Annotated in this window: 23 protein-coding genes and 1 tRNA gene; 10 read left to right on the plus strand and 14 right to left on the minus strand. The window is 32.5% G+C overall.

The annotated features are described in order from the left end of the window. Window positions 1–156: 156 nt before the first annotated feature. The 3 genes from mnmG to ACODST_RS23755 form a co-directional block, all read right to left on the minus strand. Complete coding sequence (gene mnmG / locus ACODST_RS23745) at window positions 157–2,028, minus strand: tRNA uridine-5-carboxymethylaminomethyl(34) synthesis enzyme MnmG (RefSeq protein ID WP_488934578.1); 1,872 nt, start codon at window positions 2,026–2,028, stop codon at window positions 157–159. 509 nt (window positions 2,029–2,537) lie between these two features. Next, on the minus strand, window positions 2,538–2,957 hold the full coding sequence (gene ybeY / locus ACODST_RS23750) for an rRNA maturation RNase YbeY (protein WP_488934579.1): 420 nt from the start codon (window positions 2,955–2,957) through the stop codon (window positions 2,538–2,540). After that, window positions 2,954–6,346, minus strand: a complete 3,393-nt coding sequence (locus ACODST_RS23755) for a coiled-coil domain-containing protein (RefSeq protein ID WP_488934580.1) — start codon at window positions 6,344–6,346, stop codon at window positions 2,954–2,956. The genes ybeY and ACODST_RS23755 overlap by 4 nt, the downstream gene beginning before the upstream one ends. A gap of 164 nt (window positions 6,347–6,510) precedes the next feature. Between ACODST_RS23755 and gltX the strand changes: the two genes are divergently transcribed. Both gltX and ACODST_RS23765 read left to right on the plus strand, forming a co-directional pair. Further along, window positions 6,511–8,016 (plus strand): glutamate--tRNA ligase, encoded by a 1,506-nt coding sequence (gltX, locus tag ACODST_RS23760; protein ID WP_488934581.1) that lies wholly within the window; start codon window positions 6,511–6,513, stop codon window positions 8,014–8,016. A gap of 255 nt (window positions 8,017–8,271) precedes the next feature. Continuing rightward, a complete protein-coding gene (locus ACODST_RS23765) occupies window positions 8,272–9,252 on the plus strand; it encodes an SPFH domain-containing protein (RefSeq protein ID WP_488934582.1) in 981 nt (326 codons plus the stop codon). A gap of 23 nt (window positions 9,253–9,275) precedes the next feature. Here the strand turns inward: ACODST_RS23765 and ACODST_RS23770 are convergent, their stop codons facing one another. The 5 genes from ACODST_RS23770 to ACODST_RS23790 form a co-directional block, all read right to left on the minus strand. Beyond that, entirely contained in the window at window positions 9,276–9,530 is a 255-nt protein-coding gene (locus ACODST_RS23770) for a DUF6327 family protein (RefSeq protein WP_488934583.1), read from the minus strand. Window positions 9,531–9,535: 5 nt separating this feature from the next. Further along, entirely contained in the window at window positions 9,536–9,886 is a 351-nt protein-coding gene (locus tag ACODST_RS23775; RefSeq protein WP_488934584.1) for a competence protein, read from the minus strand. 74 nt (window positions 9,887–9,960) lie between these two features. After that, on the minus strand, window positions 9,961–10,287 hold the full coding sequence (locus tag ACODST_RS23780; RefSeq protein ID WP_488934585.1) for a YtxH domain-containing protein: 327 nt from the start codon (window positions 10,285–10,287) through the stop codon (window positions 9,961–9,963). A 78-nt stretch (window positions 10,288–10,365) separates the two neighbouring features. After that, window positions 10,366–10,845 (minus strand): hypothetical protein, encoded by a 480-nt coding sequence (locus ACODST_RS23785; RefSeq protein WP_488934586.1) that lies wholly within the window; start codon window positions 10,843–10,845, stop codon window positions 10,366–10,368. Between the two features lie 1,314 nt (window positions 10,846–12,159). Then, a complete protein-coding gene (locus ACODST_RS23790; protein WP_488934587.1) occupies window positions 12,160–14,277 on the minus strand; it encodes a glutamine--tRNA ligase/YqeY domain fusion protein in 2,118 nt (705 codons plus the stop codon). Window positions 14,278–14,428: 151 nt separating this feature from the next. Between ACODST_RS23790 and ACODST_RS23795 the strand changes: the two genes are divergently transcribed. The 4 genes from ACODST_RS23795 to ACODST_RS23810 all read left to right on the plus strand — a co-directional run bounded on the left by ACODST_RS23795 (window position 14,429) and on the right by ACODST_RS23810 (window position 15,463). Next, a complete protein-coding gene (locus tag ACODST_RS23795) occupies window positions 14,429–14,647 on the plus strand; it encodes a hypothetical protein (RefSeq protein WP_488934588.1) in 219 nt (72 codons plus the stop codon). Further along, window positions 14,637–14,936 carry a type II toxin-antitoxin system RelE/ParE family toxin gene (locus ACODST_RS23800; RefSeq protein ID WP_488934589.1) on the plus strand — a complete coding sequence of 100 codons (300 nt, stop codon included), beginning with the start codon at window positions 14,637–14,639 and terminating at the stop codon, window positions 14,934–14,936. Before ACODST_RS23795 ends, ACODST_RS23800 begins: the two co-directional genes overlap by 11 nt. Before the next feature lie 2 nt (window positions 14,937–14,938). Then, entirely contained in the window at window positions 14,939–15,298 is a 360-nt protein-coding gene (gene folB, locus ACODST_RS23805; RefSeq protein ID WP_488934590.1) for a dihydroneopterin aldolase, read from the plus strand. A 94-nt stretch (window positions 15,299–15,392) separates the two neighbouring features. Beyond that, window positions 15,393–15,463 (plus strand) — tRNA-Cys (locus tag ACODST_RS23810). Between the two features lie 553 nt (window positions 15,464–16,016). Here the strand turns inward: ACODST_RS23810 and ACODST_RS23815 are convergent. Genes ACODST_RS23815 through rnr form a run of 3 tightly spaced genes read right to left on the minus strand, consistent with a single transcriptional unit; the run spans window position 16,017 to window position 19,582 of the window. Further along, on the minus strand, window positions 16,017–16,694 hold the full coding sequence (locus ACODST_RS23815; RefSeq protein ID WP_488934591.1) for a LysE family translocator: 678 nt from the start codon (window positions 16,692–16,694) through the stop codon (window positions 16,017–16,019). A 14-nt stretch (window positions 16,695–16,708) separates the two neighbouring features. Continuing rightward, the gene (locus ACODST_RS23820; RefSeq protein WP_488934592.1) at window positions 16,709–17,377 is read right to left on the minus strand and encodes a head GIN domain-containing protein; all 669 of its coding nucleotides are present in this window, start codon (window positions 17,375–17,377) and stop codon (window positions 16,709–16,711) included. Between the two features lie 24 nt (window positions 17,378–17,401). Continuing rightward, entirely contained in the window at window positions 17,402–19,582 is a 2,181-nt protein-coding gene (gene rnr, locus ACODST_RS23825; protein ID WP_488934593.1) for a ribonuclease R, read from the minus strand. Window positions 19,583–19,692: 110 nt separating this feature from the next. On the opposite strand from rnr, the gene ACODST_RS23830 reads away from it, so the two are divergent. Both ACODST_RS23830 and rpiB read left to right on the plus strand, forming a co-directional pair. After that, the gene (locus ACODST_RS23830) at window positions 19,693–19,926 is read left to right on the plus strand and encodes a putative signal transducing protein (protein ID WP_488934594.1); all 234 of its coding nucleotides are present in this window, start codon (window positions 19,693–19,695) and stop codon (window positions 19,924–19,926) included. 802 nt (window positions 19,927–20,728) lie between these two features. Beyond that, the gene (gene rpiB, locus ACODST_RS23835) at window positions 20,729–21,160 is read left to right on the plus strand and encodes a ribose 5-phosphate isomerase B (protein ID WP_488934595.1); all 432 of its coding nucleotides are present in this window, start codon (window positions 20,729–20,731) and stop codon (window positions 21,158–21,160) included. 153 nt (window positions 21,161–21,313) lie between these two features. Here the strand turns inward: rpiB and ACODST_RS23840 are convergent, their stop codons facing one another. Next, window positions 21,314–21,583, minus strand: a complete 270-nt coding sequence (locus tag ACODST_RS23840; RefSeq protein ID WP_488934596.1) for a DUF1294 domain-containing protein — start codon at window positions 21,581–21,583, stop codon at window positions 21,314–21,316. Window positions 21,584–21,699: 116 nt separating this feature from the next. Here ACODST_RS23840 and ACODST_RS23845 point away from each other — a divergent pair, with 116 nt between their 5' ends. After that, window positions 21,700–23,823 (plus strand): Tex family protein, encoded by a 2,124-nt coding sequence (locus ACODST_RS23845; protein WP_488934597.1) that lies wholly within the window; start codon window positions 21,700–21,702, stop codon window positions 23,821–23,823. A gap of 91 nt (window positions 23,824–23,914) precedes the next feature. Here the strand turns inward: ACODST_RS23845 and ACODST_RS23850 are convergent, their stop codons facing one another. Both ACODST_RS23850 and ACODST_RS23855 read right to left on the minus strand, forming a co-directional pair. Then, window positions 23,915–25,312: a glycosyl hydrolase family 8 gene (locus ACODST_RS23850; protein ID WP_488934598.1), complete on the minus strand. Its 1,398-nt coding sequence runs from the start codon at window positions 25,310–25,312 to the stop codon at window positions 23,915–23,917. A gap of 105 nt (window positions 25,313–25,417) precedes the next feature. After that, on the minus strand, window positions 25,418–25,594 hold the full coding sequence (locus ACODST_RS23855) for a Sec-independent protein translocase subunit TatA/TatB (RefSeq protein WP_057115473.1): 177 nt from the start codon (window positions 25,592–25,594) through the stop codon (window positions 25,418–25,420). Window positions 25,595–25,805: 211 nt separating this feature from the next. Here ACODST_RS23855 and ACODST_RS23860 point away from each other — a divergent pair, with 211 nt between their 5' ends. Then, window positions 25,806–26,300: a peptidase gene (locus tag ACODST_RS23860; protein WP_488934599.1), complete on the plus strand. Its 495-nt coding sequence runs from the start codon at window positions 25,806–25,808 to the stop codon at window positions 26,298–26,300. The last annotated feature ends 6 nt before the right edge of the window (window positions 26,301–26,306 follow it).

Genomic DNA, 26,306 nt, shown 5'->3' on the forward strand with positions numbered 1-26,306 from the left:
AGCTGCCAGATATTCTTCTTTTCAATTTCATACAAAATGCTTTTCTGTACAATCTTCATAATTTCAGAAATGGTTTCACGTGGAACATTTTTAGCATTCAGTCGCAATTTTCATTTTTCATTTACTGCATACTTTAAACTGCGACTGCATACTTTATTATCTTCCCATATAAATCAAAAGCACGGAAATATCACTCGGTGATACCCCGCTGATTCTTGATGCCTGCGAAATGGTGACCGGTCGAATTTTGCTCAATTTTTGTTTAGCTTCAATCGACATTGATTTAATTTTATTGTAATCGAAATTCTCCGGAATTTTCACTTCTTCTAAACGATTTAGTTTATCCGCATTATTTCTTTCCTTTTCGATATATCCGGAATATTTAACCTGAATTACGGCTTGCTCAACAATTTCTTCATCAAGATTGTTTTCTTTGATATACGAATCCACTTTTTCGAATTTCAGCATATCCTCCAATTCAATTTGCGGACGAGAAAAAACTTTGAACATTTTATCTCCTTGCGAAATTGGTGCCGATTCTTTTGCTTCCAAAATTGGATTTGTCTCTGCAACCGTAACACTCGTCTCTCTAAAAAACGAAACCATCTTTTCAGACTCGTTTAATTTATGTTCCATTCTTCGCATTCGATCTTCAGAAGCTAAACCAATTTCGTATGACATTGGTGTCAATCTGAAATCGGCATTATCTTGTCGCAACAATGTTCTATACTCTGCTCTTGAGGTAAACATACGATAAGGCTCTTCTGTTCCTTTCGTAATTAAGTCGTCAATCAAAACTCCAATATAAGCTTCATCACGTTTTAAAATCAACGGCGCTTTTTCGTGCACTTTTAAATGCGCATTTATTCCGGCCATCAAACCTTGCGAAGCGGCTTCTTCATATCCTGTCGTTCCATTAATCTGTCCGGCAAAATATAACCCTTCAACTAACTTTGTTTCCAAAGTATGTTTCAATTGTGTCGGCGGAAAATAGTCATATTCGATCGCATAACCTGGACGAAGAAATTTCACATTCTCAAAACCGGCAACTGTACGCAACGCTTTAAATTGAATATCCTCTGGAAGCGAAGTTGAAAATCCGTTTACATACACTTCACAAGTTTTCCATCCTTCTGGCTCAACAAAAAGCTGGTGACGCTCTTTATCTGCAAAACGATTTATTTTATCTTCAATCGACGGGCAGTATCTCGGACCTAAACTTTTTATTCTTCCATTGAACATTGGCGAACGATCAAAACCAGATCTCAAAATATCATGAACATCCAAACTTGTGTACGTCATATGACAAGAACGTTGATGCGTTAACGGAACCGTTAAATCCGAATAAGAAAACTTATCCGGTTTTGCATCTCCTTTTTCTTCGTTCATTTTCGAATAATCCAAAGAACGACCATCAACTCGCGGTGGCGTTCCTGTTTTCATTCTTCCAGCTTCGAAACCTGCTTTCACCAAATCTTCGGTAATTCCGGTCGCGGCACTTTCGCCCGCTCTTCCTCCACCGAATTGTTTTTCTCCAATATGAATCAATCCATTCAAAAAAGTTCCGTTTGTCAATACAACCGATTTGGAACGAATTTCAACTCCAAGTGAAGTTCTGATTCCTTTTATCTTTCCGTTCTCGATAATCAGACCTTTTACCATCTCCTGGTAAAAATCTAAATTTGGAGTTCCCTCCAACATCAATCTCCATTCTTCAGCAAAACGCATTCGGTCACTTTGAACTCTTGGCGACCACATTGCAGGTCCTTTTGATTTGTTCAGCATCTTGAACTGAATTGCAGTCCGATCTGAAACAATTCCCGAGTAACCTCCAAGTGCATCGATCTCACGAACAATTTGTCCTTTTGCAATTCCTCCCATTGCAGGATTGCAAGACATCTGGGCTATGTTCTGCAAACTCATTGTAACCAACAAAGTTTTGGATCCCAAATTTGCGGCCGCTGCCGCGGCTTCAGATCCAGCATGACCAGCACCCACTACAATAACATCGTATTCTTCTAAAAACATTTGTTTTACTATTCTCTGCAAACCGTTTAAGGCGGTTCTCAGAATTAACTTTTATTTTCTTTTGTTCCACGTGGAACGAATAATTTAAATTCTTAATTTTAAAAATTTCAAATTCCAAATTTGATATAACTTATGTTTCACGTGGAACACAATATATCTGTCAGGTTTCAAATCTGTATACAAACGTTTCACGTGGAACATATATATTACACCAGAAATAAATCTAAACTTTAAATCAAATCAAATCTATAATCGTTCCACGTGAAACAATTTACTTAATCAATTAATCTTTTAAAATCTCTCTTTTAAAACTTTTAAAACGTTTCACGTGGAACATAACTTTAAATTCGAAAAATTTAAAATTTTTAAATTATATATCGTTCCACGTGGAACGATATAAATAAATCTATTATTTCTCTTTTTAAATGTTTAACGTGAAACATGTTCTTTATATAGTAAAAATAAAACGTTTCACGTGGAACATAATTATATTCTTTTTAGATGTTTAATTACTGTTCCACGTGAAACATCGCAATCTTTTCATCTTCTTTCGAACGCATCAGTTCTGCATCTGCATCACTTTTATCTTTGTATCCACAGTAATGTAATATACCGTGAGCAAGTACACGTTTCAATTCTTCTTTAAAAGAAACATTAAAATCTTTCGCGTTATCCTCTACTCTTTCAACAGAAATAAAAATATCTCCGCTGATTTCGTTACCAACTGTATAATCAAAACTGATAATATCTGTTAGTGTATCGTGGTTTAAATATTCTACATTAATTTTATGAAGATATTCATCATCACAAAAAATATAATTTATTTCTCCTTCATTTTTCTTTTCAGAAACAATAACAGCACTCAGCCAATCTGAAAAAGTCTGCTCATTGTCTAAAGAAAATTCGGTTTCGTAATTAAAGTTTATCATTTTGTATTAAAATATTCTTGAACCTTTTGATTAAAATTCGAGCGCAAAGGTAGCGATTGTCTATTTAAAATTTCTACACTATTTAAATAATCAGTTAATGAGCTTGGTAGAGCATTCGAGCGATTAGAAAATTCTGTTTTGTTTGTTTCAGATTGACGCTTCGTATCCTGACCTTGTTCCTGAACAGCATTATTCAATTTTAATAATTCCTGCTGAATATTTAAAATCCTCTGCAGGTTCTCGTTCTTAAATCCTTTATTCAAAATCTGCTTTTCTGAAGCTTTCATCTGTTCAATTGCATTTCTTCCCTGAGCATCTAATCCTTTTTTGGCTAACTCTTTTTGTAAAGCTTCACGAAGTTTGACCTGCTCTTTATAAATCTCCATTATCTTTTCTGCATTTCCTTCTCCATCTTCACCATCATTTCCATCCTTGTCTTTTCCTCCTTCTTTATTTCCTTGTCCATTTTTACCCTGACCATTCTTACCATCTTTTCCATTTCCTTCTTTTCCTTTTGAACCCTGCTGACCTTCTTTTCCTTCTCCACTTTTACCTTGTTGTCCACTTCCCGGTTTATCACCCGGTTTCATTCCTTCTTTCATTTTATCTGCCAGACCTTTTTGTTTTTGAATAATATCTGGTAATTGCATTCCTTGTCCGTCTCCTGGTTTTGGTTTTCCTGATCCTGGTTTAGACATTTGCATTTGCATATTATTTAAAAGATCACTTAAAAAGTCAGCTAATTTATTTGCAGATGAAACAGCATACTGCTGATGCGAAACTCCTTTTGGAATCTGAACATCGGTTAAAACTTCAATTGCTTTATCCATATTATATTGTACGTTCCCAATTTCTTTAGTTACATCTTCAGCAATTTTTGGATTTCGAAGTGACATTGCAAAGAGACTATCATCAATATGTCTGAACTGTTGTTTTAAATTCTGTTGAATTTTGATGTTCTTTGTGAAAGCAGAAGAACCCAGTTTCATAGATCTAAACTGTTTCATAACCTCTTCTTCAGATAATGAAAATGCTAAAAGGTTATCCAGAATCTGGCGAAGCATTGCTACATCTTCTTCTAATTGATCCTGTTCGCCGCCTTCCATACTTGACTGCATCTGTTCAGCCATAGACTTCATTTTTTTTGAGGCACTTTTTTGTTTCTGCTTAGCTGAAGAAGTATTCTTTTTATTCAGTTCTTCAGAAGCTTTATTCAAATCATCTTCTACCTCTTTTTCTTTTGAAGCATCTTTCGGAATATCCATTGGAGATTTCAAACTATTGTTTTCTTCTTTCAAATCTTTAAGATCTTCCTGAATCTTATCAAATGATTTATTGATTTCGTCCTGCTTCTCTTTGGTATTTTCACTGTCTTTATTAGAAAGCTGTTCTTGTTTTTCAGCCAGCTTATTTAGTTTTTCAGCAACCTGATTCGCTTTCTTTTCTACATAGAAACGCTTGGTTAACTCAACTAATTGTTCTAAATTACGAGATTGGTTTTTACTGATTTGTTTGAATTTTTCCATCTTATCAAACAGTTCATCGCTGTTTAATTTATCGTTTAAGTTCTTTAATTCATCCATCAGTTTTTGATTCTTCTCTAAATCTTTCTCGGCATTGTCTAAACGCTTTTGTAAATCTTCAGCCGTTTTATCTTTCTTATCGGTATTGTATTTATCTAAATTCTTATTCATTTTTTCAGCAAACTGCTTCATCATTTCATCTTGTTGTTTCTGACGTTTGATAAAATCATTTACCTTCTGCTGATCTTTGAACTCCAAATTGTCTTTTTCTTTTCCGGTGTTTTTTAGTTTATCCATTTCAGAAAATTGTTTTTCCTGATTCTTTAATGATTTAGATAAACTATTAATATTAGCATTTTGCTGTTGCAATTCTGCATCCTGAATTTCATCTGTTGTAGAAACACGATCTGAAAATGTAGATGATTTTGTACTCTTAAATCCATGCAACGCATCGTTATCAAAAACTTCAAAATAGTATTCATATGATACTCCTTCTTCTACAGCAAGGTTACTCGGGAAGTTAAAAACGAACTGATCAAACACAGCCTGCTTTATCGGAATAGTTCCGCGTTTAGCAGTCTGAGGTTTGCCATGTTCGTAATACACTATCTGTAATTTTGATAAACCATAGTCATCACCAAGTCTTCCCAGAACATAATTCTTATCTAATTTTAAACTATCCGGAGCCGGAGAAACTGTGATCGTTGGATGCTGATCTTTGATAACAGACAACTGATAATCTAATTTTTCGTAGTTTTTAACTTTATTGTTAGAAGTCAAAATTTGATATTCTGTATTCTGACTGACACTCTTTACTAACTTAAATTCATCATCTGATTTATTAAATTTCAATACAGAGTTTTCATCCTTCCATACAATTTCCTGAGTAGACCTGGTAGACATCTTCCAGGTTACAGTTGTGCCTTCTGGTACGATTGCATTTCCAGTTCCCTGAATTGTTTCTGATTTCTTTCTCAAATAAGATGGGAAATTCAAAACCATTTCAAAGTTGGCAATCGACGGAACTGTAATGACTTTTAATTCATATTCATTTGATGAAACTGAATTTCCTTCAAATGAAAACTGAACATCTGAAGTTGGTTTTTCAATCTTGAATTCAAACTTTCCTGCTTGAGAAGATTCCATAAAATAGCTTTCTTCACCAATATGAATCATAACATTCTCCGGAACAATATTTCCTTCTGTTTCTACTTTTACAATAAAATCTTTATTTTGTTCTGTCTGCAGATTGTCATTCAGTACTACAAATTTGAAAGGAGCCGGTGGTAAAAATGCAGAATTAAAATGCACTACTCTATTAAAACTCTGAGAAATTATACTGCTGTTTCCTGAAATAAAAAACACCGCAAATAATAAAACCGGAATTAAAGCCAGTGGTAAATACTTTTTATTTGATTTAAAATTGATCGCATTTCCAAACGGAATCGGCTGTAATGAATTGGCTTTTTGTTCTATTGAAGCCAGCATTAATTCAGAACTTTCAGCCGAATTTTCATTTGAAGAAAGCTGCAAAAAGTTCGTTAGTTTATCACTTACCTCTGTAAAATGATTTCCAATAATTGCGGAAGCCTGATTATAATCGATTCCTTTTTGAAGCTTGAACAACTTAAAAATTGGAAATAAGATGAATCGAAACAGCAGGAAAACTTCTACTGCAATAAATAACCAGAATAAAAGTGTTCTTCCTAAGGGTTTCAGCCAAAGAAAATATTCAATAAAAAGTGTAAATAAAAAATACAAAAGTCCAAAACCAATAAAAAGAAGTCCTCCTTTTATCAATTCGTTCATGTAATATTTCTTTATAAATCCTTCTAATTTCTGATATATTGCAGATGATGTTTTCAAAATAAAATCTCTTTTAATTATAACCCATAAAAGTAGTAATTATAAAGATTCAAATTCTAAAAAATTAAATTTCAAATTCCAATTATTCACTGCTGTTGGAATTTGGAATTTTAAAAAATTGGGATTTATCTAAAGTTGTATCTTTGCAGCAAAATTTTAAACAAATGTCAAAGCAAGTTCGGGTGCGTTTTGCACCAAGTCCAACAGGACCATTACATATTGGCGGCGTTCGTACTGCCTTATTTAATTATTTATTTGCAAAAAAACATAACGGTGTTTTTTATCTTAGAATTGAAGATACAGATCAAACGCGTTTTGTTCCTGGTGCAGAGGCTTACATCATGGAAGCTCTAGAATGGTTAGGAATTGCTCCTGAGGAAACAGTTGGAAAAAATGAAAAATTTGGTCCGTACAGACAAAGCGAACGTAAAGATTTGTACCAGCAATATGCAGATCAACTGATCAATTCTGGCTGGGCCTATTATGCTTTTGATACTCCTGAAGCTTTGGATGCACATAGAAAACAACACGAAGCTGAAGGAAAAACATTTATTTACAATCACCATAATCGTGAAAAGTTAGATACTTCTTTAGTAATTTCTGCTGAAGAAACTGCTAAAAGAATTGGTAATGGAGAACATTATGTAATTCGTTTTAAAACTCCCGTTGATGAAACTTTACATTTAAAAGATATTATTCGAGGTGATGTAAGATTTGAAACTAACCTGCTTGATGATAAAGTTTTATTTAAAAGTGACGGAATGCCAACGTATCATTTAGCTAATATTGTAGATGATCATTTAATGGAAACTTCACATGTAATTCGTGGTGAAGAATGGCTGCCATCGATGCCTCTTCACGTTTTATTATACAAAGCATTTGGCTGGGAAGCTCCGGAATTTGCTCACTTACCTTTGATTTTGAAACCAGTTGGAAATGGTAAATTATCAAAAAGAGATGGAGACAAAATGGGATTCCCGGTATTTCCATTAGAATGGAAAGCTGAAACTGGAATTTCATCCGGTTACAGAGAGAAAGGATTTTTCCCGGAAGCAGTTGTAAACTTCCTTGCTTTACTAGGATGGAATGATGGAACTGATAAAGAATTGTTTTCTTTAGAAGAACTAGCAGAAGCTTTTGACTTAAACCGAGTTCATAAAGCCGGAGCTAAATTTGATCCCGAGAAAAACAAATGGTTCAATCACCAATATTTAGTAAAACAAAATGATGCAGATTTAGCCAAAATCTTCTCTCCTATTTTAACAGAAAAAGGTATTGAGGTTTCTAAATATGATCTTACGAGAATCGTTTCTTCGATTAAAGAAAGAGCAAACTTTGTTTCTGAATTTTGGGATTTAACAGATTTCTTTTTTCAGGCTCCAGCAGCTTATGATGAAAAAGCAAGTAAAAACTGGAAGGAAGAAACTCCGGCTTTAATGCAGCAACTGAGTTCAGTTTTAGAAAGTATCGAAGATTTTACTTCTGCAAACATAGAAGCAATCGTGAAAGATTGGCTGACTAAAAATGAAATTGGAATGGGTAAAGTGATGCAGCCATTCCGCTTAAGTTTGGTTGGAGCTTTGAAAGGTCCTCACCTATTTGACATTGTTGAAATCATTGGAAAAGAGGAAACTATTTCGAGAATTGAAAAAGCAATTTCTACTTTATAAAAATATTTTACCATAAAGATATTTAAGGTAATTAAGCTTTACTAAATGGTAAAAAGTAAAACTTAAAAGTACATAAAGCTAAACTTAATTCTCTTGACAAGGTTTGACTTAATTAACTTAATACCTAAATGGTTCAAAAAATCAAACGCTAAGCAACATCTCTAAAATGTTCTTAGCGTTTTTTTAATATCTAATAATTTAAATTTAGAAGAATTTTCGTAATTTACCAAAATAATAAATATAAACTATATAACCATGAACGCAGCATTAATTATCATTTTAGTATTGGCATTCTTCATTTTCATGTCGTCTTTCTTTACTGTAAAACAACAGACTTCTGTCGTTATCGAAAGATTTGGAAAATTTCAGAGTGTGAGAAATTCAGGATTACAACTTAAAATTCCATTGGTCGACAGATTGGCCGGACGAGTAAATCTTAAAATCCAGCAGCTAGATGTTATCATTGAAACTAAAACAAGAGACAACGTTTTTATCAAAATGAAAGTTTCGGTTCAGTTTAAAGTAATCCAGGATAAAGTATACGAAGCTTTTTACAAACTGGAATATCCACACGATCAGATTACTTCTTATGTATTTGATGTGGTTCGTGCCGAGGTTCCAAAACTAAAACTGGATGACGTTTTTGAAAGAAAAGATGATATTGCCGTTGCTGTAAAACGTGAATTGAACGAAGCAATGTCAACTTACGGATATGATATCATCAATACTTTGGTTACTGATATTGATCCGGACATTCAGGTAAAAAATGCGATGAACAGAATCAACGCTGCTGACAGAGAAAAAACAGCTGCTGAATTTGAAGCAGAAAGTTCAAGAATTAGAATTGTTGCCAAAGCAAAAGCGGAAGCTGAAAGTAAACGTTTACAAGGACAAGGTATTGCAGATCAGCGTCGTGAAATTGCTAGAGGTCTTGTAGAAAGTGTTGAAGTCTTAAATAATGTGGGTATTAATTCTCAGGAAGCTTCTGCCCTGATTGTAGTTACACAGCATTATGATACTTTACAGGCAATTGGAGCTGATGCTAATTCTAATTTAATTTTATTACCTAATTCTCCACAAGCCGGAAGTGATATGCTGAATAATATGGTGGCTTCGTTTTCAGCATCCAACCAGGTTGGTGAAATGATGAAAAAACATAATAAAAAAGTTGAGAAACCTAAACCAATACAACCACAGTCTGGTTACGAAGATGACATTCAACCAGATGTTCAATAACAATTCTAAAATAAAAAAGAGGCTTAACTGCCTCTTTTTTTATTTATAAACCACCCAATTACATAAGGTAAAATGGATTGTAAAATACTAGTATAAGAATTTGAAAAGTAATCTGTATAAGATGAAACGAATCCGTTTACAATATTTTGTGGTGTTATACTTTCTTTAGTTCTCTGAAAACTCAAAACTAATTTCTGATAATTAATATCTTTTTCAAGTTTTAATATTTCTAAATCTCTGTCGATTTCAGCATAAGAGGAGTATTTTTTCTTTTCCATAATTCTTAATCATTAAAAAAAATATCTGAAAATTTTTCTAAAATAGGACCTTCGACAACCTTATCTTTTACAAAGAAAAGTAAAATAGTAAAGAAAAGATAGATCCCTCCTACTGCCAAAAATCCAAGAGCTGTACTTTCAAACAAAGATCCAAAAGCATAAGCTGCAGCAAAAGATCCAAAAAGTAAAACCATCGAAAAACATAATAAAATCAAAGTAAACTTAAAAATCAAAGTCGTTGATTTCATTGCTACTTTAAATCCCCAAAGTTTATAATAGGCTAAATGGCTATCAATATAAACCTTAGTTTGTTCCTGAATTTTTTCAGTGTTTTCTTTTAACTCTTCAAAAGCCATAATTAAAATGTTTAAATAAAAAAAGCACAAAACTGCTTTATAAAGATAAGCAGGTTATGTGCTTTTTACAATTCTTATTTTTGAAGTTTAGCGTTCTGAGCTTTTAAATCAGCTAATTTAGATTCTAAAAAAGTAATCACTTCTTCTGTTTTATAACTCATATTCGAAAGTAATTCATCATAGGTCCCATCCAAATTTTGCTTAGCATTTTTAAATTTCTCACGAAGAACTTCTGAACTTGCTTCGAAAGAATCCTGCAGATTATGTTTGGCATCATCGATTCCTTCTTTTATTTTAGCTCTTGTTTTTGATCCTTTATCGGGAGCAAATAAAATTCCCAGAGCTGCTCCTACTGCCGCACCGGCTAAGATCGCCGCAATTGTATTTGAATTATTTGACATAATATTCTTATTTAAGTGATTAATAAAGATACGTTTTTCTAGCAACTAAATAACTGATTAAAAATTATTTACCTAAAATTAATAGGTATAAGAAACTGCTTCATACTTACCATCCCCTTTTTCAACAATGCTTACAAAAGGATAACCATTTGAAGCTGATTTAGATTTGATTCTCATAGCAGTTTGTTTTTGATTGGCAATTGGCGGTTCCCCTTTTGTCCTTGTCGAGACACCTGTAAAACTAGCTGCCTGCTTCAGTCCTATTGTCTTTTCCTGAGGCAGAACAGTTACCATTTTGAAATCGTCTTTTGAATCTACTACTATTTTATCAGAAATTTTCTGAGTTGTTTTTGTTTGTTTGTTTGTAACCGATGAAACAGCATGTTTGCTAATTTTTACTTCTTCAGAACTTCCAACTGTCGAATAATAAATTAAACCATTTTCGTTTTTTATGAAATTAACATCAAGTTGTTCACCATTGTGTTTTGTAATTTGATGTGTTTGAGAAATTGCAACATTTGCAAATAACATCGCTAGCGTAAAATATAAAATTTTCATGATTATTAGATTTAAATTAAAAATGATCAGATCTGAAATTTTAAACTAAAGCTTCACACAAATTCAATGTTATGGAATTTTGTACATTATGATACAATTTGAAAAATACCTTTTACGCGAAATATTATCAAAATTACATCACAATAAAAATGAGAACATAAAATTGTCTTTTCAGGAAAACAATTTTGAAAATCTACTGTTATAAAAATTACGAGTTTTTAAAAACAGTAAAATCCAGTTTAGTTTCCATCACGGCAAATTTTAATTTTTCTTAAATCATCTCTGATTTCTGGTATTGAGTTAAAAATAGCAACTTTATAAACAATTGTGTGTTAACAAGCCGTTAAACTGACAAAAATAACAGCAAAAAGTTAAATAAAAGCTCCAAATAAACAATTATTTAAAAAATGAGTTATCTATCAACTAACTTTAAAAAATGCCTTAAAATCGATTTATGAAGGTTAAAATAAATCTATAAAAACTATTATTTTATAAATTACTATCAATTTTATAAATAATAATTAAAAACTTAGTTTTAAAAAATAGCAATCATGAATTTTTATATAATAAAAAGGTCAAAAATTGGAATGGAAAATACTTCAAATAAGAAAAAATACATTTTGAAACTTTAGTAGATAAAAAACAAAAATTGAGTAAAGATTTCTAGCGAACAAAAAATCATAAAAAAATTTTTTGACCATTTTCAAACATAATTTGATTCTTCTAATGGTAATTTTTTAATATATATATAAATGATATAATTAAAATAAAATATAAGTTTTACAAATAATAATTAAAAACAATTTTAAAAATAAAAAACATCATTATACTTTATATTAATACTTTATAATTTAAAAAAAGAGCTTAAAAAACAAAATAATTCAAATAAAGAGATTTAAAGAACTAATAATAAAAAAACGAATTAGTTATTCAGTAAATTTAAATTATTCCTTAAAATCAAAATATGAAAGTCACTTTTAATCTAATAAATTTATAACATTGTAAAAAACAATAATTTTTACAAATAATAAGAAAAATTAAATTAAATAATAAAAACTATTATTAAAATTTATATTATTAAGTTCCGATTAAAAAAATCTGTCTAAAAAAATACAAAAACTAAAATAAGTCGATTTAAAGAATAAAAAATAAAAATACGAAATAGTTATCCAATAATTTTAAATTATTACTTACAATCAAAATATGAAAGTCATTTACAATCTACTAAAATTATAATCTTAAAAATATAATAGATTTTATATATAATAAAAAAGCGCTTTTAAAAAGCGCTTTTCAATAGATTATAATGATTTTTTACTTTTTTACCATTTCAGATAAAATTTCAATTTCTCTCTCCGATGCATTTTTTGGAGGATTTGAATATAATTTCAAAATTTCATCATCAAATTGATTTTTGAAACTTTCACTTTCAATATCTCTTAAATTTAAAAGTGCTTTTGATCTTACATAAGTCGATTCACTTTTTAAAGACATTGAATATAATTTTTTAATATCATCTTCTTCAAAATCAGTTGATTTCCAGTTTGAATATTTCAAAATAAACTGAGAAAACAACAACGAAGCCTTATTATTGTTGATATTTTTCTTTAAAGAATTCTGTAATAAAGAGAAACTAGAAATATTTTTGATGTTCTCCCCTATTGCACTTTCAATTGCAATTCTTTCTGGTTTAGTCTCTACTTTAAAATATTTGTTGATATCTTTCAAAGAATTATTGATGCTGTTTTCTTCTTTTTTACCCTTTTCTTCCCAGGCATCTTTCAATCCAACTGTTTTGTTAAATACTAATTTTGAAGCAGTTGAGTCTTTATCAACAGTAAAATATCCTAAACGTTGAAACTGAAATTTATCTTCATTTTGAGCTGTTGCTAAACTTGGTTCAACATATCCAGTAACAATTTCTAATGAATTTGGATTTACAAAATCTAAGAAGTTTTTCTCTTTATAACTGTCCGGTGCCTCATCTGTAAACAAACGATCATACAAACGAACTTCTGCTTCCAACGCATGTTTGATAGAAACCCAATGTAATGTTCCAGATACTTTTCTTTGGCTTGCTTCTGTTCCGCTTCCACTTAAAGAATCGGTATCATAAGTTACATGAATTTCCGTAATATTTCCGTTTTCATCTTTTATAACCGATTCACCTTTAATGATATAAGCATTTTTAAGACGAACTTCTTTTCCTAAAGTTAAACGGAAAAATTTAGCTGGAGCTTCTTCTAAAAAGTCTTCTCTTTCAATGTATAATTCACGTGAAAAAGGCACTTTTCTGAAACCAGCACTTTCATCTTCCTGATTGTTTTCGGCTTCCAACCATTCTTCTTTTCCTTCTGGATAATTAGTAATAACCAGTTTTACAGGATCTAAAACAGCCATTACACGAGGTGCAATTTTGTTCAAATCTTCACGAATACAAAATTCCAAAACCGATACATTGATCAAATTATCACGTTTTGCAATACCAATTGTATTAGCAAAATTACGTAAAGAAGCAGCGGTATAACCACGTCTTCTTAACCCGGAAATTGTCGACATTCTAGGATCATCCCAACCGTTAACATGCTTTTCTTTAACTAGTTGCTGTAATTTTCTCTTACTAACAACAGTATGTGATAAGTTACGTCTGGCAAATTCTCTTTGTTTTGGACGCAGTTTATTATCATCAAAAATCTGATCTAAAAACCAATCGTATAATTCACGGTGAGGCAAGAATTCCAGTGTACAAAATGAGTGTGAAATTTGCTCTAAATAATCACTTTGTCCGTGTGCCCAATCGTACATTGGATATATTTTCCAGGCATCTCCGGTTCTATGGTGATGTTTGTGTAAAATTCTGTACATGATAGGATCACGCATCAACATGTTTGTTGATTTCATGTCAATTTTTGCACGAAGAATATGTGTACCAGCCTCAAATTCACCGTTTTTCATTCTTTCGAATAAATCTAAGTTTTCTTCAACAGAACGATTTCTGTAAGGACTGTCAGTTCCCGGAGTTGTTGGAGTTCCTTTTTGGATCGCCATTTCTTCAGAAGATTGACTGTCAACATAGGCTTTATCTTTTTTAATTAATAAAACGGCCCAATCGTATAATTGTTGGAAATAATCGGATGCATAACATTCTTCAGCCCAAGTATAACCAAGCCATTCCACATCTTTTTTAATAGCATCAACAAATTCCTGTTCTTCTTTTTCAGGGTTTGTATCATCAAAACGTAAATTCACAGGAGATTGATAATCAATTCCTAAACCAAAATTTAACGCAATAGAACTCGCGTGTCCAATGTGTAAATAACCATTTGGTTCTGGTGGAAAACGAAAGCGAAGTTTAGTATTTGAAAGACCTGATTTTACGTCTTCCTCTATGATTTGTTCAATAAAATTGAGTGATTTCTCTTCTGATGCCATTATTTTATAGTAATTTTAGCAAAGATAAAAAAGTTTATAGTTTATAGTTTATGGTTTATGGTTTTCTTTGGAAACTTACTGAAAACATGAAACGTTAAACTCAAAACCTTCAATTAATTTATTTAGTATTTTTGTAAAAATATTCAGAATTATGAGACAATTAACTGTTACAATTCCAGACGATTTCTACGAAACTTTTATTAGTTTTTTCAAACATGTTCCAGACGTTTCTATAGATGAAAATGTTGAGAATGAAATTCCATTGTGGCAGCAAGAAATGGTTTTGGAGCGTATGAAAAATGCTAAACCAGAGGATTTTATTGATGCAAATGCTGCTCTAGAAAATTTGAAAAAGAAATATGGTTTTTAAAGTTTTAATAGTAAAAAGAGCTGATTTAGAAATTGAAGAGGCTTTTGTATACTATGAAAATATTAGAAAAGGTTTGGGAGAAAAATTTATTGCAGACTACCAAGACCATTTGAAAACACTTTACAAATTTCCTCTTTTTGAGGAAAAATACAATGTTGTGCGTACTTTACCACTAAAGAAATTTCCTTATACTATTCACTTTACAGTTGATGAATTGGAAAAAACTGTTTCTATTCTAGCCGTAACCTGCAATTACCAAGATCCAAACACTACAAGAATAAAATTATAAAAATGGGAGTTATAAAACTGAAAAATATCCGCACTTTTTCTTACCACGGATGTTTAATTGAAGAAGGGAAAATTGGATCTGATTACACGGTAGATCTAAAGATTAAAACCAATTTACAGAAATCAGCAGAAACAGATCATCTTTTAGACACTGTTGACTACGTACATTTGAACAAAATTGTGACGGAAGAAATGGCAATTCGTTCCCATTTATTGGAACATGTAGCTAAAAGAATCAATATTCGAGTGCTTGAAGAAATCCAAACGGTAGAAAAAACGACAGTTTGGGTTTCTAAAATTAATCCGCCTATTGGTGGTGATGTTGAGTCAGTTACTATCAAAATGACGGAAATTAGGAAGTAATGTTTAAAATTAAAATCCTAAAATTTTAAAATAGTTAGTGTGAAACTTTTGAAATTTAAAGATTTTAGTTACTTTTGCCAACCGTTCAAGTAATGGCGTCGTGGCCGAGCGGCTAGGCTGGGCTCTGCAAAAGCTCCTACTCCGGTTCGAATCCGGACGATGCCTCTAAAAGAGATACAGAAATGTGTCTCTTTTTTTTATATCTAATTTTTATAAAAAATTAATTAAAATATATTAGTTCGAATCCGAACGATGCCTCAAAACTCTCACAACTATTTGAAGTTTTTTTATGTTTAATTTTTAGTAAAAATTAATTAAAAATATATCGGTTCGAATCCGGACGATGCCTCAAAACCTCTAAAGCAATTTAGAGTTTTTTTTTATGTTTAATTTTTAGTAAAAACTAGTTAAAAATATATTGGTTCGAATCTGGAAGATGCTTCAAAAAGAGATACAGAAATGTGTCTCTTTGTTTTATGTTTAATTTTTAGATTTAAGTAAAGAATTAAGCACAATATTGTCATTTCGAGGAACGAGAAATCTTCGCGAGAAGCTCTACAAAGATTGGATTATTGCAGCGGAGTTACTTGTGGAGATTTCTCGTTCCTCGAAATGACAAACTGTTGGTAACTTTGTCAAAGTTCTAAACGAACATTATCAACACAAAAAAACCTCTGAAATTCAGAGGTTTAATTTTATATTCTTGAGTTATTAACAACTACTTTTCTATCTTCTCAAAAGCATTTTTAACCATTTCCTTTTCTTTTGGAAACCATCCCTGAACCATTAAGGCAATTCCGAAAACCATTAGAACAATACTGATACCTTTTTTAATTTTTAGGATATTAGTTGGTGTCATTCTGGATTTTAATTGTTTGGCTAATACTATTTTAAGACAATCAACTAATAAGTAAGTAATAATTACAGCTGTAAAAAAAGTCATCATTCTTGGCGTTTTCATTTGTAATTTGGGTCCCACAGAAATAATAACTGCCAGCCAGAATCCTAAAACGCCAATGTTGATAACGTTCAATAAAAAGCCTTTTACAAATAAACTTCCGTAGTTTCTTTTGATAATGTCTCGGTCAATTTCTTCATCATTAATTTTTGCTTCTTTTTTTAATCTCACAAAGGAAATTATACCATAAGCCAGCATTATAATACCGCCAAAAATAAAGAGAGCGGGTTTGTCTTTCAAACTGGAAATCAGTCTGTAACTCCCTAAATAGGCAATGGCTATAAAGAATATATCTCCTAAAACTACTCCTAAATCAAAAACTATTGCAGCTCTGAATCCTTTTGTAATACTGGTTTCTAATAGTATAAAAAATACCGGACCTACCATAAAGCTTAGAAAAAGTCCCCATGGCAGTCCAGCCAGAATATCATTTATCATCAAAATACGACTTGTTATTTTACTTCTTCAATTTTACCTCCAAAAACTGTTTTCTGATTGATCTGCTTTGGTTTTCCATAAATGTAAATAGAGCCTCCTGCGCTCACTTTTGCATCGACAAGGGTCGAAGCATTAACATCTGCTTTTCCACCCGCAGAAACGCTTACTTTGGTCTGAGAAGTGGCTAATTTACTTCCAAGGAAGTAACCGCCGGCTCCTAAACTCGCATCAAGGTTATCAGCTTTACCTGTTGCCGTGATTTCTCCACCAGAAACTGAACTTACTTTGAGCTTATCAACATTCAAATCTACATTAATTTTTCCACCTTCTTGCGCACTCACCTTAAAAGAAGTCGCTTTCAGAGTTTCATTGCTGTTAACAGCAGCGCCTTCATTAACATCAATTAGTTCAATATGTTTATAATACAAAGTAACTTCAAGATCATTTCCGGAAAGAAGTTTTGGAAAGGGCATTCTTAGTTTTAAAACACCATTTTTATTAACAGCTTCCAGTTCTGCTTCTCTTGTTCCTTTTATAACAACCTTATTCTCTGACGACTGAACTAATTTTACACTTAATTTATCGTAAACTTTTACGGTATCAAAATCGCCTAATTCTTTGGTAACCTGACCAAAAGACATTTGTACAAATAAAATTGCTGCTCCAATAATTAGCTTTTTCATACTTTTATTTTTTTAATTAACACTTTATTCAGCTCTTCGTAAAAAATGAAAATCAAGTTGTTTTTTAACCAGATCCGCATTTTTTACTTTAACATATATTTCGTCTCCCAATTGCAAAATGCTGTTTGAAGTAGCTCCTACCAAAGCATATTGCTTTTCATCGAAAGTATAGTAATCCTCTTTTATTTCTCTGATTCTTACCATTCCTTCACATTTATTGGAAACGATTTCAACATAAATTCCCCATTCTGTGACACCGGAAATAACACCAAGAAACTCTTCATCCTGATGATCCTGCATGTATTTAATCTGCATGTACTTAATACTGTCACGTTCAGCATTAGTAGCTAAATTTTCCATATTAGAACAGTGCAGGCATTTTGTTTCATATTCTTCTTCATCTACAGAAGCTCCGCCATCCAGGTAATACTGCAGTAATCTATGCACCATAACATCCGGATAACGACGAATTGGCGACGTAAAATGACTGTAATAATCAAAAGCTAAACCATAATGACCAATATTCTCTGTTGAATACTTAGCTTTACTCATACTTCTGATGGCAAGTGTATCAATAAGATTCTGTTCTTTTTTTCCACTTACTTCTTCCATCAGAGTATTTATTGATTTAGCAATATCTCCTTTTGACCTGAAATCAATCTTATAACCAAATTTAGCAATTACAGTCTGCATCGCAATTAATTTGTCCTCATTTGGTTCATCGTGAATACGGTACACAAAGGTTTTCTTTTGTTTTCCAATATACTCTGCTACTTTTCTATTGGCCAGAAGCATAAATTCTTCAATCAAATGATTCGCATCTTTTGATATTTTGAAATATACTCCTTCTGGTTCTCCTTCAGCATCGAGATTGAATTTCACCTCCACTTTATCAAAAGAAATAGCACCTTGCTGCATTCTTTTCTTTCTTAAAATTTTTGCCAGCTCATCTAATTTTAAAGTTGCTTCTCTAATTTCATCTGAAACCACATACGATTCTCCGGTAATAGAAACATCAACGGGAATCGTATTATCTTTTGTTTCAATGATATATTGTGCTTCTTCGTAAGCAAAACGCTGATCAGAATAAATTACTGTTCTTCCAAACCATTGGTTAATAACCTGCGCTGTTGGAGAAACTTCAAATACGGCTGAAAAGGTAAATTTTTCTTCATTTGGACGAAGCGAACAGGCAAAGTTAGATAACACTTCAGGAAGCATTGGTACTACCCTGTCTACCAGATAAACCGAAGTAGCTCTTTGATACGCTTCATCATCCAGAATTGTTCCTTCTTCTAAATAATACGAAACATCCGCAATATGAACACCAATCTCATAATTTCCGTTTTCTAACTTTTTGAAAGACAATGCATCATCAAAATCCTTGGCATCTTTTGGATCTATCGTAAAAGTCAGTGTATTACGCATATCACGGCGTTTTGCAATCTCAGATTCCTGAATCGAAGTATCCAGCTTTTGTGCAAATACCTCTACTTCTATCGGAAACTCTGACGGCAGACCGTATTCAGCTAAAATAGCATGAATCTCAGTGTTATGTTCTCCGGGTTTTCCAAGTACGCGAATTACAGCGCCAAAAGGGCTATCAGCTCTTTTTGGCCAGTCTTCAATCTTTACTAAAACAACATCACCATTTTCTGCTTCACCAATTTTATCCTTAGGTATAAAAATATCCGTATACATTTTAGGATTGGCAGTTGAAACAAAAGCAAAATTTGGCTGCATATCAATTACACCTACAAACTCCGTTTTATCTCTTTCAAGAACTTCAATTACTTCACCTTCAGGTCTTTTTCCTTTTCTTCTGTTATAAACATAAACCTTTACTTTGTCTTTATCTAAAGCCCTGTTCAAATTATTAGTCGGAATAAAAACATCTTCTTCAAATTCATCACAAATAAAATATGCCGTTTTTCTGCTCGTCATATCTATCGTTCCTTCGTAATAATCCTGGCTGACCGCTTTAATTAAATACTTACCAGGTTCTGTTTCTATAATCTTCTTTTGAGAGGCCAGTATTTTCAGATCTTTTATGATCTGGTTTCTGCTTTTAGTATCATCAAGTTCAAGCTTTGCTCCTATCTGTTTGTAATTAAATGTTTTATTAGCATTCTGCGATAAAATTTTCAGTATTTTTCCAGAGAAATCCTTCTCTTTTTTTATCGGCTTTCTAATTTTCTTACCCATATATCTTTTCTTATAAGGTTTAAAATTACAAATAAGAAATCAGATAATACTTTTTAACAAATAGAATTATTAAAAATATAACTTTTCGTACATTTACAAAAAGACCAAAAATGGAAAGCTTTCAAACCATTGCCGTATTCAATTATCAGCACGAAACCGTGGTTCTCAAACACTTACTGGAACAAGAAGAAATTCCTCATTTTTTCGAAAACGAAATGACGCTCTCAGTCGTTCCATTATACTCAACGGCACTGGGCGGAATCAAACTCAAAGTACATCCGGAAGATTTCGAACAGGTTCAGCAAATTCTGGACAATCTCAACAATCCGCTTAAAATCGTCTGAAACAATCTCAAAATTAAATTTTACTTTCAATCAAAAGTTCAAAATTCAAATTTTTTCATTTTCAACTTTTTTAGTTTTCAACATATATTAAATACAATAAAAAAGATTTTTAAAAATTTAAAAAAAATTTGATGGTTATTATAGCTTGTTAATATGTCGAATAATTTTTTTTCTGAAGTCATTGAAATCTCGTTTTACTTATTTATTCTGAGTTATCAACATAGTTATTTTTGGCTAAATGATTAATTTATAAGACTTTTTGTATTTTAATTAACAACGGTTGACAACCAAAAATGAATTCATTTTGTAGATAAGTTAACATGTTGATAGTTGTTGAAAATGGTATTTTTGATATTGATAACTTTTCCAAAAATTCCCGAAACTTTTCTTGCATATTTAAGATCACTTTTGGATTAAGCATTTTTCTCAAACAACCAAAAAAAACTTCTAATTTTCTTTTTTAACTTATTAACATTTTCTGTTAATTTAAAGTTAACTGAATATCAAGGAATTACGAACGTATATTAACACGTCAAAATTTTAACAAAAATTCTGTTTATTTTTTATTGATTATGAGCTAGTTACAGAGTTATCAAAATTGTTAATAACTGATAAGGTTTTGACTTTAAGATAGTTGTAAAATGAAGTGTTTTGCCGCGAATTGAACGAATGTACACGAATTTATATCAGAATGTTTATATAGTATTTAAAAAGAAAAAAATTTGTGAAAATTAGCGTAATTCGCGGCGGCCATTTATTAATTGAGTAAATTTGCATAACACAACTTAATAGTATAGAAAAAATGAAAATTTCGATAGGAAACGACCACGCAGGACCAGAATATAAAAAAGCAATTGTTGCCATGCTTGAAGCAAAAGGTTATGAGGTAACGAATTACGGTACAGATACAGATGCTTCTGTTGATTATCCTGATTTTGGTCATCCGGTTGCCAATGATGTATCTGAAGGAAAAGCCGATTTTGGAATTGTAATCTGCGGAAGTGGGAACGGAATCGCGATGACTGTTAATAAACATCCTAAAGTGAGAGCTGGCTTATGCTGGACTAAAGAAATTGCATATTTAACGCGTTTACACAACGATGCAAACATTGTGAGTATTCCGGCAAGGTTTACTTCTATTCCACAAGCGGTTGAAATTGTTGAAACATTCCTGAATACAGCTTTTGAAGGTGGAAGACACCAAAACAGAGTGAACAAAATTGCCTGCGCATAAAAAGTCAAAAAAAAATTCGGTGCTTCGCACCTATTCATAAACACACCGGGCCGATTTTTTAAATTTGTCCGGTTTTTTATTTAAATAATTACAATTCAGTGTTTTAATTCAATTTAAAATTGTTTTTTTTTGAGTTATCAACAATGTTAATATCTACTTTTTATAATTCAAAAGGGTAATTATAAATGCAGTCTGAATTGCTAAAATCACAGCGAACTTTACAATAAAAGAAGTTTTACTCGTTTTATGTCTAAATAATAACATTGCTGTTAATAACCCTGGTGATCCACCGGTTAAAGCCATGATAAAAAAGGTTTTTTCAGGAATTCGTCGGTTATTTTTTCGGGCTTGAGATTTGTCATATCCGGCGAAAATAAAAACAATAATGTTTATAAATAAAAAATATAGTAATAAAACTTCCATAGGCTTAAAATTTAAAACAAAGATATTATTTTAGCCGAATGATTTATGATTTGCAGAAATGCTTTAACAAGTAAATTATATCATTTTTAAGTAAGAAAATCATTTCATTAAACAGTATGACTAATATTCAATTCATTGCCAAGTCTGTTCAGGCGCCCGCAGTCAGTATTCAAAACACAGTAAAATTATTAGAAGAAGATTGTACGATTCCGTTTATTTCGCGATACCGAAAAGACGCAACCGGAAACCTTGATGAAACTGTAATTGAGCAGATTGCGAAACTGCAGAAAGAATACGATACGTTGATTAAACGTAAAGAAGCGGTTTTAAAATCTATTGAAGAGCAAAAAGCGCTTACGCCAGATTTGAAGAAAAAAATTGAGGACAGTTTTGATTTACAGGAAATAGAGGATTTTTATCTTCCATACAAAAAGAAGAAAAAAACAAAAGCCGATGTTGCCCGTGAATTTGGATTAGAGCCTTTGGCAAAATTAATAATGTCTGAAAGTGACGTTGATTTTGATTTTATTTCGACGCAATATTTGAATGAAAATGTTATTAATGAAGAAGCGGCCATTCAGGGTGCAAGAGATATTGTTGCCGAATGGATCAACGAAAATATCTATGTTCGTAAACAGCTTAGAAGATTATTTCAGCGTAAAGCAACTATTGCTACAAAAGTGGTGAAAAAGAAAGCAGAAGAAGAAGGTGCACAAAAATTCAATCAGTATTTTGATTGGGAAGAACCTTTAACAAAAGCTCCTGCACACCGTTTATTGGCAATGTTACGTGCAGAAAACGAAGGTTTTATCAAAATGAAAATTGATGTTGATATTGATGATGCTTATGATATTATTGACGAAATCATCATTAAAAAACAAAATAATTCAACTTCGCATTTACAGCTGGCAATTGAAGACAGTTATAAACGATTATTAAATCCTGCAATTGGAAATGAAACTTTGCAGGAAGCCAAAGCCAAAGCCGATGCCAATTCGATCCAGGTTTTTGCTAACAATTTAGGGCAGTTATTACTAGCTCCTCCTTTGGGAGAAAAACGTATTCTGGCTATAGACCCGGGATTCAGAAGCGGTTGTAAACTAGTCTGTCTGGACGAAAAGGGGGATTTATTATACAATGAAACTATTTATCCTCACGCACCTCAAAATGAGGAATCAATGGCTATAAAAAAAGTACGTTCGATGGTAAATGCGTATCAAATTGATGCGATTTCTATTGGAAACGGAACGGCTTCAAGAGAAACGGAATTTTTTATAAAAAAAATAGCATTTGATAAGCCGGTTCAGGTTTTTGTGGTTTCTGAGGCAGGAGCTTCAGTTTATTCGGCATCGAAAATTGCGCGTGAAGAATTTCCAAATTACGATGTAACCGTTCGTGGTTCAGTTTCTATCGGAAGACGGCTTTCGGATCCTTTGGCCGAGCTGGTAAAAATCGATCCAAAAGCAATTGGAGTAGGACAATATCAGCACGATGTTGATCAGACGAAATTAAAAGAAGAATTAGACAGTACGGTAATTCGCTGCGTAAACTCTGTTGGAATTAACATTAACACAGCAAGTAAACATTTATTGAGTTATGTGAGTGGAATAGGAGAGAAGCTGGCGGAAAACATCGTACAATACCGTTCTGAAAACGGCCCTTTTGAAGATAGAAAACAGCTGAAAAAAGTGCCTCGTTTAGGAGATAAAGCGTATCAGCAGGGAGCGGCGTTTATTAGAATCACAAATGCCAAGAACCCGCTGGATAATTCGGCAGTACACCCGGAGGCTTATCCGGTTGTGGAAAAAATGGCGAAGGATTTGAATATTTCTTTGAATGACTTAATTGCAAACAAAGAAAAAACAGCGCTTATTAAGCCCGAAAAGTATGTAACACCGGAAATTGGATTATTGACGCTGAAAGACATCATAAAAGAGCTTGAAAAGCCTGGATTGGATCCAAGAAAGTCGGCTAAGGTTTTTGAATTTGATGCGAATGTAAAATCAATCAAAGATCTGAAAACCGGAATGATTCTTCCCGGGATTGTGAATAACATTACCAATTTTGGCTGTTTTGTTGATATCGGAATCAAAGAAAGCGGTTTAGTACATATTTCACAGTTAAAAGCTGGATTTGTAAGCGATGTAAACGAAGTGGTAAAACTTCACCAGCATGTTGATGTGAAAGTGACTGAGGTTGATGAGGATAGAAAGAGAATTCAGTTAACAATGATACTTTAATATAAATTTCAATATTGAAATTCCAAATTCCAAAACCGGAATAAAAAAACTCCCAAATTACAATTGTAGTTTGGGAGTTTCTATATTAAGATTATTTTAAAATCACTTTTTTGGTTATGCTTTTAAAATCATCACTGGATATTTTTATTAAATAGATTCCTGATGACTGATTAGCCAGATTTATTTCGGTGTTTTCAGAATTTGTTTTCAGTTGATAAATGAGATTTCCTGAAGGAGAAATTACTGAAATAGTTGATTGCTGAGGTGCTTTAACTGTAATTCGATCAGCGCTCGGATTTGGGAAAAGCGTAACTGTAGATTTTTCAATAGTAAAAGTATCATTGGATAATGCAGCTGTTGGAGGCAGGTAAAAATTACCGGTTAATAAAAAGGAATACAATGTTTTAAGAGTGTGATTAAAATAACTGTTAGGTTCATTCAGGTTGTTTAAATCGGTATAAGAAGCATCTAAATGCGCCTGATTTTCACCTCCCATGGCCGCACAGGCAAAGGCACCTGTAAACGTAGCATTGTGCCATTGTCCGCTTAAAGACCCGTCCTGATTATAACCGTCTTTAATATTAGCAGATCCGCCTAAATTAACCCGAACAAAATCAGATGATTTTTTGACATAGGTTTTAGCTTCGGCATTTCCATACCAAACATAATCAACAGCGATTCGCCAGGGTGTTCTGGCGGCATCATAACTATAGGTTTTTCCGCCTTTGTTATATCCTCCGGCCTGAGAAGAATAAGCTCCGGAAGCTTCGCACCAGTCAGATACTAATCCGCCTGCAGCATTATTTTGTGTTAAATTGTTGTTGATAATCGTATAGGCTTTTGCAGCAACCTGATTCCAGAAAGCGGTATCATTTGTAAATACGCCAAAAACACGGTAGTAAGCAGGTGAGAAGTAGGATATGTTGGTAATCGAACTTCCGCCAAATTGATCGCCGGGTTTTAAAACATACGTATTAGCTTCAACTTCATAGTTTTTGATGGCTGTAATTAAAGCAGCTGCATCGTTTTTGTAATTAATGGTTCCGTTACTGGCCCATTGATAATCGGCAACAATAAGGGCAAAAGCAGCATCCAGTTCAGCATCGGCAGCACCATTAAAACCAATAGTTCCGGAGCAGCCGTTAATTTTCCAGTTCATGACACCATTTCCGTTTACATTGTCTTTGTAATAGAGCCACAGTCCGTCAAAAAGAGCTTTATCTGCCATATAAGCAGAAAGCAGCATTCCGTAAGCTACTCCTTCTGAAACAGTTTCCCAGGAAGCATCAAATTTAACCCTGTATCTTCCGTTTGAGCAGGCTTCTACAAAATTGGTTTTCCAGGTATTGTAATTGTTTTGGGCGTCCTGACTGTTTTTTACAGAAGCCATAAGACCGTTTTCATACGTTTTATTCGCAGGAAAAGGCTGTGTTTGTGACTGACTTTCTGCAATAAACAGAAAAGCCGCCACGAAAAGTAAGTTTTTCATATCGTAAAATTTGGGACTCTAAAAGTAAGATTTTTTAGATATAAAAAAAATCCCGGATTACATTTTGTAAAATGTAATCCGGGATTCCTGATAAGTTGAAGGTTACTATTTAGTTTCTTCCTCTTGTTTTTTAGCAGCAGGTTGATCGTCTTTAGCAGCGTTTTTAAATTCCTTAATTCCACTTCCTAAACCTTTCATTAATTCTGGAATTTTTTTACCTCCAAAAAGTAATATCACAATACCTACGATAACAAGGATTTCTGTAAGACCTAATCTTCCCATGACTATTATATTTAATGCCGAAGCAAATTGATTTTAAAATTTACCGCAAAGGTATATAGAATATACGAACAACAAGGCTTTTTCGTTTAAAATATTTGTTTTAGACAGCGTTAAATATTTTATAAAATCAGCAGATTACTAAATTTCGTCGTTTTTTAAGGTTATTAACAAAACGATTAATTATTATATTTGCTCGTAATAAAGAACCCAAATGGCTAAGAAAAAAAGGAACTTCAGGAAAAAATTATTTATTAAAAACCGACTGGTAATTTTGAACGAAGATACTTTTGAAGAGATCTTTTCATTCCGGCTTACCTTAATGAATGTTTTTGTAGTTTTTACTTTAGGAGGTATATTTCTGATTTTGGTTACTACTTTTATAATTGCTTTTACTCCTCTGCGGGAATTTATTCCGGGTTATTCTTCAACTGAATTAAAAAGAAATGCAACCGAACTGGCGATAAAATCAGATTCTTTAGAGACAGCGCTTCGAAAAAATGAAGCTTATATTAAAGGGATTCAGAAAGTTTTAAACGGTGAACTGGAGTATGCAAAATTTAATAAAGATTCTATTATGGCTGAAACCGATGAACCTTCAGACGTAAATATGAAAGCATCTGAAGAAGAAATTAAACTCAGGGAGGAAACAGCCAAAATGGAGAAAGAGCCGGCTGAGGCCAAGAAAAAGAAAAGTGACAAAAAATAATACCAC

The organism is Flavobacterium sp. FG19 (assembly GCF_057809475.1).